10 protein-coding genes are annotated in these 14,001 nt (G+C 66.1%); 4 read left to right on the top strand and 6 right to left on the bottom strand.

Annotated features, from left to right (window positions below; translation table 11 throughout):
• Positions 1 to 15 precede the first annotated feature (15 nt).
• From murJ to CLV47_RS22590, 3 genes are read right to left on the bottom strand one after another with little or no spacing between them, the layout of a single operon-like run.
• Positions 16 to 1,689, bottom strand: a complete 1,674-nt coding sequence (gene murJ / locus CLV47_RS06460) for a murein biosynthesis integral membrane protein MurJ (protein WP_106348215.1) — start codon at positions 1,687 to 1,689, stop codon at positions 16 to 18.
• Between the two features lie 2 nt (positions 1,690 to 1,691).
• The gene (locus CLV47_RS06455; RefSeq protein ID WP_106348214.1) at positions 1,692 to 4,166 is read right to left on the bottom strand and encodes a DUF6049 family protein; all 2,475 of its coding nucleotides are present in this window, start codon (positions 4,164 to 4,166) and stop codon (positions 1,692 to 1,694) included.
• The gene (locus tag CLV47_RS22590) at positions 4,163 to 4,804 is read right to left on the bottom strand and encodes an NUDIX hydrolase (protein ID WP_202862430.1); all 642 of its coding nucleotides are present in this window, start codon (positions 4,802 to 4,804) and stop codon (positions 4,163 to 4,165) included. The genes CLV47_RS06455 and CLV47_RS22590 overlap by 4 nt, the downstream gene beginning before the upstream one ends.
• A gap of 128 nt (positions 4,805 to 4,932) precedes the next feature.
• Here CLV47_RS22590 and CLV47_RS06445 point away from each other — a divergent pair, with 128 nt between their 5' ends.
• Entirely contained in the window at positions 4,933 to 6,405 is a 1,473-nt protein-coding gene (locus CLV47_RS06445; protein ID WP_106348213.1) for a CCA tRNA nucleotidyltransferase, read from the top strand.
• Positions 6,406 to 6,698: 293 nt separating this feature from the next.
• Here CLV47_RS06445 and CLV47_RS06440 read toward each other — a convergent pair whose 3' ends face one another.
• From CLV47_RS06440 to CLV47_RS06430, 3 genes are all read right to left on the bottom strand, one after another.
• A complete protein-coding gene (locus tag CLV47_RS06440) occupies positions 6,699 to 7,619 on the bottom strand; it encodes a hypothetical protein (RefSeq protein ID WP_106348212.1) in 921 nt (306 codons plus the stop codon).
• 242 nt (positions 7,620 to 7,861) lie between these two features.
• Complete coding sequence (locus CLV47_RS06435; protein ID WP_106348211.1) at positions 7,862 to 9,385, bottom strand: AMP-binding protein; 1,524 nt, start codon at positions 9,383 to 9,385, stop codon at positions 7,862 to 7,864.
• A gap of 2 nt (positions 9,386 to 9,387) precedes the next feature.
• Positions 9,388 to 10,716, bottom strand: a complete 1,329-nt coding sequence (locus tag CLV47_RS06430) for an MFS transporter (protein WP_146135302.1) — start codon at positions 10,714 to 10,716, stop codon at positions 9,388 to 9,390.
• Between the two features lie 120 nt (positions 10,717 to 10,836).
• Between CLV47_RS06430 and CLV47_RS06425 the strand changes: the two genes are divergently transcribed.
• From CLV47_RS06425 to CLV47_RS06415, 3 genes are all read left to right on the top strand, one after another.
• Positions 10,837 to 12,135, top strand: coding sequence for an AI-2E family transporter (locus CLV47_RS06425; RefSeq protein WP_106348209.1), 1,299 nt, complete (start codon positions 10,837 to 10,839; stop codon positions 12,133 to 12,135).
• A gap of 9 nt (positions 12,136 to 12,144) precedes the next feature.
• A complete protein-coding gene (locus CLV47_RS06420) occupies positions 12,145 to 12,573 on the top strand; it encodes a PPOX class F420-dependent oxidoreductase (protein WP_106348208.1) in 429 nt (142 codons plus the stop codon).
• Positions 12,574 to 12,799: 226 nt separating this feature from the next.
• Positions 12,800 to 13,984, top strand: a complete 1,185-nt coding sequence (locus CLV47_RS06415) for a DUF222 domain-containing protein (RefSeq protein WP_170110982.1) — start codon at positions 12,800 to 12,802, stop codon at positions 13,982 to 13,984.
• The last annotated feature ends 17 nt before the right edge of the window (positions 13,985 to 14,001 follow it).

The raw sequence follows: 14,001 nt of genomic DNA, 5'->3' as shown, positions 1-14,001 counted from the left end.
GCGCCGTTTTGATGCCTAGAACGGGAGGCGGCGGCGTACGACGCTAAACACGCGCTGCACCTCGGGCACCCGCATGGCGTACGACTCGATCAAGTACACCACGAGACCGACGAGACTTGAGACTCCGAGTACGACGATGAGCACACCTTTTGACGCGCCGACCAGAGGTATGCCGGTGAGTCCCGCAAGATTCCACGCGGAGGTGCCGGTGAGGGTCGTGGTCAGCCAGAGGTAAACCGGCACGGTCACCGCGACCGCGACGACGGACGCGATCCCCATGCGGACGAGCTGCCGGAGGGTGTGTTTGGTGCCGAGATTGCCGAAACGGTGGCGCAGTACGACGTCGCCGATGATCGCCCCGACGATGAAGGCGACGCTGTTGACGACGGCCAGCCCGATCACGATGTAGCGCGGCGACAGGCCGAGGCAGGCGAGGCTGAGCACGACGCGGACCGCGACGACGCCGACCATGACGAGCGTGGGGGTACGCGAGTCCTTGGCGGCGAAGAACACCCGCAGCTGCAGCAGGGTCAGGGCGTAGGGCAGCAGTCCGATGCTGGCCGCGGCCAGGGTCAGCCCGGTGTAGCGGGCGCCTTCCGCGGTGAAGTTGCCCGCGCCGAAGAACAGCAAGGTCAGGGGTACGGCGAGCAACCAGAACGCCGCCGAGATCGGGATGAGCGCAATTCCGGTCAGCCGGGTGCCGTCGCTGAGATAGCCCTTGACGGCGGCCCAGTCCTCGGCGGCGGCCGCGTGCGACATCTTCGGCATGATGGCGGTGAGTAGTGAGACGCCGAGGATGCCGTAGGGCAGCTGGAACAGGAGGGCGGCGTACGTCCACTGGCTGTAGAGCCCGAACGAGCCGTTGCCGTACTGTTTCGCCGCGTAGTTGGCGACGTTGGACGCGACGATGAAGCCGACCTGCCCGACGAGGACATAGCCGACGACCCAGGCAGCGAGCCTGCGCAGCTCTCCGAGTCCCACGCCGCGCCAGTCGAAGCGCCATTTCCAGCGGAAACCGACCTTGCGCCACGCGGGGATGAGGATGAGTGCCTGTACGACGATGCCCAGCGTCGTACCGATACACAGGAAGACCAGCTGGCCGGTGCTGAAGGTGGTCAGCGTGGGTTTGCCGCCCGCGGTCATTGTGAGCAGCCCGAGGCCGACGATGATGACGAGCACGTTGTTGGCGACCGGTGCCCAGGCCGGCGCGCTGTAGGAGTCGCGGGTGTTGAGTACGGCGCCGGCAAGCGCACCGATCCCGTAGAAGACCATTTGCGGCAGCAGCATCACGGCCATCAGTGCGGCCATGTTGTGGTTGCGCGCGCTCGGCCCGAGCCCTTGCACGGTGACGAGCAACGGCGCGAGAACCATGCCGATGATCGATGCGCCGGTTAGCCCGATGACCGCGATCGTAAACAGCCGCTGCGCGTAGGCGTTGGGATCACCTCCGCGCTCGGCCGCGTCGCGTTGCGCGCGCACGAGCAGCGGCACGATGACGCTGGTCAGTACGCCGCCGAGCAGCAGTTCGAAGACCAGGTTGGGCAGCACGTTGGCGTTGTTGTAGGCATCGTTGACCAGGGTGTTGCCGAGGACCGCGGCCAACACGATGGTGCGTACGAAGCCGGTCAGCCGCGACATGAGCGTCCCGACCGCGACCTTTCCAGCCGACCGCAAGATCCCGCCGGACATGCTCACTCGGGTTTACCTATCTGTTCGTCGAGCCAGGACTTGTCGTCAGGGTCATCGGGGTCATCGGGTGGGTTGGGCTCATGAGCCGGGTCGGGCCTACGCGGCGGATCGGTCGAGTCGGGCCGATCCGCGCCGTCGGCTGGACCTACGCGTTCGGGTCGGTTTGCGGGATCGGGTGGTAGGACGATGCTGGCCGTCGTACCACCCTCGTCGACGCGATAGCTGTAGTCACCGAACGGTACCGGCTCGTCCGGCTGCTCGAGCAGCGCCGCGTCGGCCGCTCGCGCGTCGGCCTCACGTTGGCGGCGTTTGTTGCGGCGCCGGATGACGTAACGGCGGGCGATCAGCAACAGCAGAATCGCGAACGCCGCACCGGTGACCCCCAGCGCGACCCCGCCGTACACCGAGCTGCGCACGGACACGACGACGTCGGTGCCCAAGCTCAGCCCATCCGGCGTATGGATCTGAGCAACGACCGAAAAGACTCCGGACCGTTCGACGACGGTCGGTACCTTGACCGTGGCGCGCGAGTTCGGTGCTATCTGCAGCACTTGGGTACCGCCGACCTTCACACCGGACGAGCGCGCCTCATCGAGCCCGAGGACATACTTGACCGGCACGCCGAGCTTGTTTTGGACGGTGAACGGCAGTGGCGCGGTGGAAGAGGACAGCGTGTAGGTCCCGTCGGACGGCGGCACGATCTGTACGTCGTTGCGGATCTGCGCGAGGGCGCTGTCGACGTCGTCGGCGCGGGCCTCAACGGCGGCGGGATCGCCACGGTACGCGGAGCTGACCATGCGAAACAGCGCCCTGTTGTACGGCTCGAGCATCGTGTCGGCGTCGGCTTCGGTAAACATCGACCGCATGGCGTTGATGTTGGCCGCGGACTGGACGACATGCGTGAGCGCGGTGCCCGGGATCTCGGCTGTAGACGCGGAGGCCGGATAGTCGAGCGCGCCCCGGGCGACGGGTGTGTCGGCGGCCAGCGTGTCGAAGCTGAGCGGCGCGACCCATGGTGTTGTCGTGGTCTCGGTGAAGACGGCGTCGAGCAATTTTTGGCTCGGGTCCCAGCGTCGCGGAGGTACGACGAGCATCCCGCGTGAGACGGCCGGTTGCTGCATCGAGATCGCGGCGAGCTCGGCGCCGAAGCGTTGCGCCCCCGCGACCGGGCCGGCGGCGTACGTGCTGCCTTCGCCGAGGATGCGGGTCAGCGCGGGATCGGCGACCACTGCCTCGATCGACGCGCCGGGCACATTGAGGACGGTTGCCGCGTTCTCGGTTACGCCGTCGCTGGACTCGAGGTAGTCGCTCTGCCCGTACGCTGCGCCGCTGAGGATCAGCTTGCGCACGCCGGCCTGCTGGTCGGCCGCGATGACCTGGTCGGTGGTGACGCCGCCGGCCGGCATGTCCACGTCGTGCACGGTTTGGGTCTTGAGGATGCTGTCGACGACGCTCGTGCCGGTTTTGCGCGCTGAGATGATCATGTCGGCGAGGTTGTTGCGAGCCAGGGCTGCCGTGTCCACATCGGCGTACGGCGTGGTCATGATCGGCACGGTCTTGGCGAGTGCGGTGAGTCGGTCCAGCCAGCTGGCCGCCTTGTCGCCACCCTCGCCGGTGACGACCTCGCCTTTGTGACTTCCGCTCTGCGCGACGTACTGGTAGCCGCCGGTCATCACACTGAGCGCGCTGATCAGCTCAGGATCGACGATGAGCGAGAGCTGCGACTTGCCGGCGTATTTCTCGGCAGCCGCGAGCAGCCGGTTGAGTCGCCCGCCCGGCGAGACCAGCGTATTGAGTTCGTCGTCGAGGAAGACATTGGTCTGGGCCGAGCGGTGCGGCCGGTCAATCAGCGGCAGTACCCACCCGACGCGAGTCGGCGCGGTCGGCGCGGTCTCGAAATAGGGGACGCTGATCGCGGCCTGGCCGACGCGTATCGGCCCCGAGTTCGTCTCGCCGTTGATGTTGATCAGGACGGGATAGATGCCCTGGTCGTTGATCTTGAGCTCAGCCGTCGTCGCCGTGACCTTGATCTGCTGGGATGCGCCGGGACCCAGCGACGCGGTCAGGTCGTGGATCGGGCCGATCGCCTGCGTGTAGCCGGGCTGGGACTTGTCCAGCTTGAGCAGCTGGGACCGGTTGGTCACGTCATCGTCTCGCTGGAGGCGGACCCACGGATTGTCAATCGTCTCCTTGCCCGTGTTGGTGACGGTCGCGGTGATGGTGAGCGTGCCGTCCGGTCCGAGCGAAGTGGGCGTGACACTGTCGATGACAATCGTGACCGGGAGCGGGTTCTTGTGCGCCGGGCCCGTGGTGGGGTCGTCGGCCAGCGCGCCGGGTGCGGCGAGCGTCAGCGCGAGGAGTGCACAGACGAGTGCAGCGAGCAGATTCCCGATCCTCCTGGCATGGGGATGAATATGTTGGCGGTGGTCGTAACCGTGCCGCCCGGTCGGGTGATGCACGTAGAGATCGCCGCTCACGCGGTGTCGGCCAGGATGCGCACGGCGGCGTCGGCGATCTTGCGTTCGTCGGCGTACGCGAGGCGAGCGCCGAGCTCGCTCAGTGGCACCCACGCTACCGCGACGACCTCGGCGTCCTCATCCGAAAGCTCACCGCCGGTGGCCTGCATCAGGTAGTGGTGCACGGTCTTGTGCACGCGGCGTCCTTCGGCGACGAACCAATACCGGATTGTGCCGAGCGGCGCGACCACGCTGCCCCGGATGCCGGTCTCCTCCTCGACCTCGCGGATCGCCGCTTGTTCCCGGGTTTCACCGGCTTCGAGATGTCCCTTCGGAAGGGACCACAGCAGGCGACCGCGCCGGTCAAACCGACCGATCAGCGCCGCGGCCGGTTCGGCAAGGGACCGGTCTACGACGAGTCCGCCGGCGCTGATCTCGTCCGAACGGGGCAGCTGAGAGGCCGGCCGGCGGCGCCCATCCTTGGCGGAAGACGGAACGGGGGCGGACTCGGGCCGGTGCGGCGCGATATCCAGCGGCGTCGGCGGCGCGGTGCGCAGCGTCTTACGCCGCTCGCCCGGGCCGGGCGCCTGCTCTTGCGGGGTGCGTGCGCTGTCGCCCTGGCGGCGCGGCGTACCGGAGTGACGCGACGTGCCAGACATATGCCTACGGTATCGCGGCAGCGCGTGATAGCTCCGTCACCGCACGCCAAGTACGCTGGCGAGGCTATGCACGAATCTCCCGTACCCGCCCCCTCGCCCGTCACATCCGCACGCTCGCTGGTTGAGCGATGACGGCGGCGCGCGAAATGATCACCGACGAGTCGGCACGGCGTACGGCGGGCCTCGTCGTCGCGGCGCTGCAGCCGATCCTCGGCGAGCTAGTCAACCGGTTCACGAACGCCGGTCACGAGCTCGCGCTCGTCGGAGGTCCGGTACGCGATGCGCTGCTCGACCGTCTCGACCTGTCCGATGCCACCCGCACGGATCTGGACCTGACGACATCGGCGCGACCGGACGAGGTACTGCGGCTGGTCGACGGGTACGCCGAGGCGCTGTGGACGACCGGCATCGACTTCGGCACGATCGCGTTGAGCTACCACGGCTTCCAGATCGAGATCACGACCTACCGCGCGGACCGTTACGACCGCGTCTCGCGTAACCCCGAGGTCGTGTACGGCGACAACTTGGCCGACGACCTCGTCCGCCGCGACTTCGCGGTCAACGCGATGGCGATCCGGCTGCGCGACGGGTCGTTCGTCGACCCGCACGGCGGGCTGCGAGATCTCGCCGCCGGCGTACTGCGGACTCCGGCGTATCCACAGGAGTCGTTCGCCGACGACCCGTTGCGGATCCTGCGCGCGATCCGATTCGTCGCGCAGCTCGGGTTCACGCTCGAGGACAAGACCGCGCTCGCGATCCGCGACATGGCCGATCAGCTCGACCGCATCACCCCCGAACGTATTCAGGCCGAGCTGTCGAAGCTGCTACTGGCGCCGGCCCCCCGCGCTGCGCTCGAGCTCATGGTCGCCAGCGGTGTCGCAGACGTCGTACTCCCGGAGCTGCCAGGGCTGAAGATGGAGATCGACGAGCATCACCAGCACAAAGACGTCTACTCGCACTCCTTGACAGTGCTCGACCAGGCGATCGCGTTGGAGGATCGGCTGCCGGAGGGCGGACCGGACCTGGTCGTGCGACTCGCCGCGCTCCTGCACGACATCGGCAAACCCGCGACCCGCCGGCACGAGTCCGGTGGCGGTGTGAGCTTCCACCACCATGAGGTCGTCGGCGCCAAAATGGTCCGTAAACGGCTACGCGCGTTGCGCTACTCGAAGGCGATAGTCGAAGCCGTCTCGGACTTGACGTTTCTGCACCTGCGTTTCCACGGTTTCTCGGGCGGGCAGTGGACCGACTCGGCGGTACGACGCTACGTCACCGATGCCGGCGACCTGCTGCCGCGGCTGCACATACTCGTCCGGTCGGACTGCACCACGCGCAACAAGCGACGGGCCGCGGCGCTGTCGGCGGCGTACGACAGGCTCGAAGAGCGGATCGTCAAGATCCAAGCCGAGGAAGACCTCAACGCCGTACGGCCGGACCTTGACGGCAACGAGATCATGCAGATTCTCGGGATTCCCGGCGGCCCAATGGTCGGCAAGGCGTGGAACTACCTCAAGGAACTGCGCCTGGACCGCGGCCCGATGCCCCGCGACGAGGCCGTCGCCGAACTCAAAGAATGGGCCCGCGACAACCTCGGTAGCTGACCTGAATCCACCCCGGTAGCTGACCCGCGACAACCTCGGCAGCTGACCCTCAGCCGCCCCGGTAGCTGACCCGCGACAACGCCGACGACCGACCTGAATCCACCCCGGTAGCTGACCCGCGACTCCCCGGCGACCGACCTGAATCGGGTGTTCCAATACAAATGTGCCGGGTCGCAGCAGTCCGGACTCTGTGGCGCTGCGTCTTGGCACATTTGTATCGATGTCCTCCTGCGATCGCCGTTCCCGACCGCGTTATCGAGCCGAATCCGCGCTTGAGTGCGGCGTCGTGCGCGTCACCGGGGCGGGAAGAATCGGCGCCATTCGGCCGAAAACCGCCGGGGCAAACCGGTGACACCGCGCGCTACGAGCGCGTCGCGCACCCGGGTCAAGGTCTGTAGCGGATCTCGGTAGATGCCGGGTGAGGTTATAACCACCAGCCGCCACCCGTCGGACTCAAGTTCCTCGCGACGAAGAATGTCGCGGTGCCACTGCCTCGAGTCGTCGGCGTGTTGGCGACCGTCGTACTCGGTTGCCAACTTGATGTCGGGGTATCCCATGTCGAGGCGGTAGACGACTACGCCGGAGTCGTCGCGCAGCATCACATTGACAGTTGGCTCGGGAAGGCCGGCCAGAACGATGAGCATCCGAAGCAGTGACTCGGTTGGCGAGTCGACCTCGGCCCGGACGTAGGCCGCAGCGCGCCGAGCCGCCGCCGCGTGATCGCCGCTGCAGGCGGCGCAATAAGCGACAATTTGTTCGCGAGTGAGCCCGAGCTGTCGGATCATCGCGTCGCCCACAACAACGAGTTCGACTAAATTGAGGATCCCGGCGAGCTCGATGAACTGCTGTAGCGGCGGCGACACGCGTAGCCCTTGGTAGATCATGTAGTCGGATCCAGGCAGGGTATGGCAGGCGAGCCCCGCGCGTGGGCGCCGGTCGCGTTGGTTGAGGACCGTCACATGCACGTCTGCTGTTGCCGCGACCGGCAGGCCCATGAGTTGAGCGGCGGTGGTGTGGCTTATATGCGCCGTACCCGGGTGTACGGCGAGAGCTGCCGCGGCTCGTGTCCATGGGCTGTCTGGGGTGCCCGCCTCGACGTAGACACCGCTAACGACCCGTCGAAACTTCGGCCCGGCAAGCAGTCCACGGCTGAGGCCCGCTTCGCGCGCCTGCGCTGACGTGAATGGGCGGCGAAGGTTGAGTGAGACTTGCATCCGTCGAGCCTGCCAACTCCTGCGGGCGCGTGCATAAGATATCCACAGGCGCGTACGGCGTAACCTCCCCAGCTGTGTTGCCCAGCCGGGCACAAATGTGACGATCCTCAGCGGTCACGGCCGCTCGGTGCTGCGAGTGGGCACATTTGTGCTTGGATGCGGGGCGGCGACCGGGGTTTCCGCGGCTGGTGGTTACGTGGGTTTGGATGCGGGGCGGCGACTGTGGTTCTTGCGGCTGGTGCTTACGTGGGTTTCTTGCGGGCGGCGACCAGCGCGGCGCGGCGTACCTTTCCGGCGTCGTCGCGAAGCGGTTCGGTGACGCGTTCGAACGACCGCGGGATCTTATAGCGCGCCAGGTGCTCCGCCAGGTGGTCGCGAAGGTCGTCATCGGTCAGCGGCGTCTCGAGCTGCACGAGCGCGTGCGGCACGTGGCCTAGGTCCTCATGTTCCAGCCCGATCACGACCGCCGAGCTGACTTGTGGGTGTTCGAGCAGTGCCGCTTCGACCTCGGCGGGATAGACGTTCGCGCCGCCGACGACGATCATGTCGGACTTGCGATCGGCGAGGTAGAGATAACCCTCGGCGTCCATGGAACCCATGTCGCCGACGGTCTCCCAGCCGTCGCCTATGGTCTGCGCCTCGGCACCGATGTAGCGGTACGGCGCAGCCTGGCCTTCGCCGCGGCGCATCCAGATCTCCCCGACCTCGCCGGCCGGTAGCGGTGACCCGTCGGGTCCGAGCACGATCATCTCCCCGACGACCGGCCGCCCGACGGTGCCGGGATGGGCGAGCCATTCGACGCCGTTGACGACGGTCACCGACTGCACCTCGGTGCCGGCGTACAGCTCGAGGACGGCCTCGGCGCCAAGCCAGTCGATCCAAGCGTGTTTGAGCCACGCCGGGCACGGCGCGGCCATGTGCATGACGTTGCGCAACGAGCTCACGTCGTACGACGTCCGCTCGGATTCGGGAAGACGCCAGATGCGGTTCATCATCGTAGGTACGGCGTACATCCAGGTCACGTCGTACGTCTCGATCAGCCGCAACGACTCGGCGGCGTCGAAGCGCGGCATCAGGACGATGTGGCCACCGAGGGACAGCCCGCAGAAGGACAGCGTGAACGGCGCATTGTGATACAGCGGACCGGTGATCAGAATTGTGTCGTCGTCCTGCATGCCTTGGACCCGCGCGAAGGGTGTGAGGTTGTCCGCCTCGGCGCGGTCACCAGCCACGATGAGCTTCGGCCGACCGGTGCTGCCACCGGAGGTCGGCGCCTTCAGGGACGCCGCCGCGCCCATGTCGAACGCCGAGTCCGACAGATCGGCCGACGGTTCGAAGCCAGGCGGTACGACGGTAAATCCGGGCGCGTCCTGCTCGCTGATCCCGACAACCAGGGTCGGCTCGGCCAGCGCAATGATGGCCGCCGTCTCGCGCCCCGGCAGTCGCGACGAGATCGGCTGCGGAGTGGCACCGCATTTCCAGGCCGCGATGGCGGCGGCCAGGAACTCGATGCTGTTGGGAAGCCCGATCGTCACGAACGAATCTTTCGTGACGCCGAGTTCTTGGTAGGCGCGCGCGAGCCGGTTGGTACGCCGATCCAGCTCGATTCTGGTGATCGTGTCCGCGCCGCAGGTGATGGCCGGCCGGTCCGGCGCTGCCTGCGCGAGCTCGGCGAACCTCGCAACCAGAGTCTGCGGTGGCGCTTCAGAGAGTGTTTCGCTGTTCAACCGGCGTACCTCTTCCTTGTGTGGACCGACGTGCGTCATTCTTACCCGTGCTTGTTCTTCTTGCTGACGTAGCGGTAAACGGCGCCGGTGATCACGTACAGCACCGCGCAACCGGTGTAGAAGCCGAAGGACCGCCCGTCATGCGGCAGCGTAAATGCGGCGATCACGATGCCGATCACGAACGCTGCGTTGAACAGCGTGTCGTAGACGGTAAAGACGCGGCCGCGGTACGACGAGAGCACCGACTCTTGGATGATCGTGTCGCTGCAGACCTTGGCACCTTGACCGGCGAAGCCCATCACGAACCCCGCGATCAGCACCAGCCATCCGTTTGCCGGCAACAGCAGCAGCATCGAAATCGTGCCGCCGACGCCGATGGTCAGCGCCACCCACGCGCTTTTGCCAATGTCTCGGGTGATCGCGGGCGTGACTAGTGCGGCGAGTCCTGCGCCGAGCCCACCGAGGGCCAGCGCCTGGGCGACGCCACCGAGGTCGTTACGCAGCAGCCCGGACGCGTGGACATGCCACTTGAACAACAGCAGGATGCCAACGGTCATAGCGCCGAAAACAAACCGGTGCATCGCAACCGCGATCATCGCGCCGGCGCATGCGGGTCGTTCGCGGAGGTGCGCCACACCCTGGGCCATGCCTCGCACCACGTGGAGGAAGCCGGAGCGATTCGCGCGGTCCTGCGCGGAGGGGCCGAGCGTGTCCTTGCCGAACCTGGACATCACTGCCGCGGCAAGGAAACTGCCGATGGTGGCCGCGACACACGTGATCGCGTAGCCATGGTCATCCTTGCCGGTGAAGAAGAGGATGGCGATAGCCGCGCCGCCGCCGATAATGGTCGTCACCGTGCCACTCGTCGTGGTGAAGGCGTTGGCGCTGACCAGCACGCGTCGCTCGACGACGTACGGCAGGCATGCGGAGAGAGCGGAGAGAAAGAATCTGCTCAGCGATAGCGCGAGCAGCGCCAGCACATAGAGGCTCATCTGTTGCGCGCCAAACCAGATGGTCGCGGCGACACACAGTCCGAGTACGCCGCGGGTGATGTTGGAGGCGACCATCAAGTTGCGTCTGCTCAGCCGGTCGAGGAAGACGCCCACGAACGGCCCGATGAGTGAGTAGGGCAGCAGCAGGACCGCGAAACCAGCGGCGAGGTCCGCGGGGGTTGACGCGTGCTGGGGGTTGAAGAACACCGACCCGGCGAGACTGGCCTGAAACATGCCGTCGGCGAACTGCGCGAGAAGTCGAGCGAAGTAGATGCGCCGAAAATCGCGTTCTTTGAACATCTTTTTCAGCGCGTGTGAGCCGCGCATAGCGTGCAGATGCTCCTCTAGATGAGGAGCGTGCGTCGGTGGCGTGGTCACATGCGTCAGCCTACGGGTTTGCTGCCTTCCCTACCTATCGCGATCTGTAAGTTCAATCCCATGCCGAGGTGTCGGTATGGCGGTGCATAGAAGTTGGCGCATACGGGTAATTTCTCCCGTATGACGAGCACCGATGATCCAGACGGCGACGGCTCCGGGCCACGCAACGCCGACGTACCCGGCCCCGACCGCGCCAATCCGGGTGGTGACCCGCCTAAATCCAGTGAGTCAACGCCATCGGGCGAGACAGAGCGTGCCGCCACCGAGCGACGTCGGTTGGCGCGGATTACCGGAAGAATGACCGCGCTACGTCATCAACGTGCCGCAGAATTAGGCGCCGCTCACGCCGATGCGATGGTCACGGGCGAATATGCCGCGGAAGGTAGCGACGAGCCTGTGCACTTCCGGCCGTTTCGGACCGGGTTCTTCGGCGCGATCGGCGTAATACTCGCCTACATCACGTACCTTGCACTCGAGTCAATTCGAGACACGCTGGTCGTGATAGCGATCGCCGCCGTGGTCGCGATCGGGCTGGAGCCTGCCGTCCAGTTCTTCATCCGACGCAAGTTTCGTCGGGCCTGGGCGGTGACGACGGTCTTCTTCATTTTGCTCGGAGTGCTCGCGGCCGCGGTGTATGCCATCGTGCCGCCGATCGTCACCGAAGTAATCGCGTTCGCGCAGTCGATCCCTTCACTCGTGAAAAATCTGCAGAACAACTCGACGATCAAGGACATCGACAACAAGTTCCACATCATCGATCAGATCCAGAGCTCCGGGATGCTACAGAAGATCGGCGGCGGCGCGGCCGACAGCATCCTGACCGCGGGAGTTACGGCCGCGGGCGTCGCGCTTGACCTGCTCATCATCCTCATCCTCGCGCTGTTCTTCCTCGCGGGCTTCCCGAAGATCAAGGAAGCGGCGTACCGCTTGGCGCCGGCCTCGAAACGGATCCGGGTCGGCGAGCTCGGCGACAAGGTCCTTAAGCAGATGGGCGGTTATCTATCCGGCGCGACGATCGTCGCCGTGCAGGCTGGCGTGGTCGCAGGAGTCTTCTCGGCGATCGTGGGGCTTCCGTATCCCTGGGCCATCGCCCTTGCCGCAGCCATCCTCGACTTCATCCCGGTCGTCGGTCCGGTCATCATCGGCGTGGCAATGACGTTGCTCGGTTTTACCCAGTCGTTGCTGATCGGCATCATCGCGGGACTGTTCTATCTTGCCCAGCACCTGTTCGAGGCTTACTGGCTCTACCCGCGCGTGATGCGCCGCCAGGTTGACATCTCGACCGCGACGGTGGTGGTGGCGATCCTGATCGGCAGCGCACTGCTCGGCGTCACCGGCGCACTGCTCGCAGTGCCAGTCGCGGCGGCCGTGCAACTGATCGTCCGCGAGGTCGTCGTACCGATCCAGGATCGCTCGTAACATGAGTGCATGGCACTTGATCGCGCACTGTTGGTGACTTTGAAGTCGACCACCCTCGGCATACTCGTGACGTTGAAGCGTGATGGCCGTCCGCAGCTGTCCAACATCAACTTCCATTACGACGAGGCGCGCGCGCTCATCAAGGTTTCAGTGACCGACGATCGTGCCAAAACCCGCAACCTGCGCCGCGATCCGCGAGTGTCACGGCACGTCAGCAGCAAGGACGGATGGTCGTACACGGTGGTCGAGGGTACGGCGCAACTCTCCGAGGTCGCTCGCGAACCAGACGATGCCGCGGTCGAGGAGCTTGTCGAGCTTTACCGTTCGCTCGTCGGTGAGCATCCCGATTGGGACGACTACCGTCGCGCGATGGTCGCCGACAAACGAGTGGTGCTACGAATCCCCATCGACCGGGTATACGGCGCCCCCGCTCGCTAGTAGTTCGGCGCCCTGGTCCGGCCCGCGCCAACGCGCTCTGTCGGGTGGTTTCGCGCTTCCGACCCGGCCGAGTCCGCTTTCGCGGGTCGTTCCTCGCGCCACCAACAATCCCCGAAAAACACGGCATGACCACTAGACAAGCAGCGCGATAAAGATTAAAATCGAACATATGTACATCGATCATACGTACTAGTAGTGCACTGGGTCGGAAGGGTGGTGAGTGCTTGTGAGCGTGGCGTACCTGCCCGTACGGGACCTGCTCACCGAGGGCCAGCGCGCCCTTGCCGATGCGGCCCGCGAACTGATCGCCACTGCTACCCGGGGCGCGCTCAGTGGGCTGGGGCCGAGAGATTTGCTCGCGTTCACCGGTGACCTCGAGAAGATCCGGAACAGTCTCGCCGCCCTGGACCACGCGATCGTCGGGGCGCTGGAGGACACCCGCGCGGCGGAGGTCCTGACCACGCGGAACGCGGTCACTCTGCTCACCGAAACGCTGCGGATTACTCGTTCCGACGCGTATGCGCGGGTCGAGGCCGCGAAGAGACTCGGAGAGAGGGTCACTCTCGGTGGGCAGGCGATGCCGCCGGAACGGGCCTACCTCGCCGACCGGCAACGAGCGGGCCGGGTCACGCCCGCCCAGGCTCGGGTCATCCACAAGATGCTGCACCGCCTCCACGGCCGTCCCGACATCGACCCCGCGGACCTGGACGAGGCAGAGACCATCCTGACCAACCACACCGACACTCTCGGGCCCCGCGACCTCGAGCACCTCGCGGCGGAGATCATCGACCGGCTCGACCCGGACGGCAACGAGCCGGTCGACGACGAACGCCAGCGGCAGCGTGCCCTGCACTTACACGACAACGGGAAGGTCACCGGATTTGTGACCGCGGAACTGCTCGCGAAACTCCGCGCCGCTCTGAACCCGCTCGCCGCGCCGAGGCCCGCCGACGAGTCCGGGCGGGACACGCGGACCGCCGGGCAGCGGATGCATGACGCACTGCTGGACGCGCTCAACCGGCTCCTGGACACGAACCCCAGTACCGCTCGTGGCGGTACGCGGGGGACCGTGATCACCACGATCCGTCTTGAGGACTTGATGAGTGGCTGCGGGTACGCGAGTAGCACGCACGGCGTGCAGGTCCCGGTCCGTGATCTGATCGCGGAGGCCGCGCACTTGCGGTTCCTGCCGGCGGTCCTGGACGCGCACGGCGTCGTGCTCTACCTGGGCCGGGCGACCAGGCTCGCGACTGGTAGTCAGTACATCGCCCTGGTCACGCGGGACGGCGGCTGTTCGTTTCCGGGCTGTGATGTGCCGCCGGAGTGGTGCCAAATCCACGAGCGCCGTGAGGCGCTGATCGATCGAGTGGAGGTGAGAGACCACCACCATTGCCCTGTCGTAGCAGGGTGATTGAAGCTAAGGGGCAG

The organism is Antricoccus suffuscus, from assembly GCF_003003235.1.
In the GTDB taxonomy this organism is placed as follows: Bacteria; Actinomycetota; Actinomycetes; order Mycobacteriales; family Antricoccaceae; genus Antricoccus; species Antricoccus suffuscus.
The sequence above is the reverse complement of the archived record's forward strand: the minus strand, read 5'-3'. Positions and strand labels throughout refer to the sequence as shown.

Coding starts and splice junctions, on each gene's coding strand:
- murJ (WP_106348215.1), bottom strand. CDS start 1,689: ATGTCCGGCGGGATCTTGCGGTCGGCTGGAAAGGTCGCGGTCGGGACG.
- CLV47_RS22590 (WP_202862430.1), bottom strand. CDS start 4,804: ATGTCTGGCACGTCGCGTCACTCCGGTACGCCGCGCCGCCAGGGCGAC.
- CLV47_RS06445 (WP_106348213.1), top strand. CDS start 4,933: ATGACGGCGGCGCGCGAAATGATCACCGACGAGTCGGCACGGCGTACG.
- CLV47_RS06440 (WP_106348212.1), bottom strand. CDS start 7,619: ATGCAAGTCTCACTCAACCTTCGCCGCCCATTCACGTCAGCGCAGGCG.
- CLV47_RS06435 (WP_106348211.1), bottom strand. CDS start 9,385: ATGACGCACGTCGGTCCACACAAGGAAGAGGTACGCCGGTTGAACAGC.
- CLV47_RS06425 (WP_106348209.1), top strand. CDS start 10,837: ATGACGAGCACCGATGATCCAGACGGCGACGGCTCCGGGCCACGCAAC.
- CLV47_RS06420 (WP_106348208.1), top strand. CDS start 12,145: ATGGCACTTGATCGCGCACTGTTGGTGACTTTGAAGTCGACCACCCTC.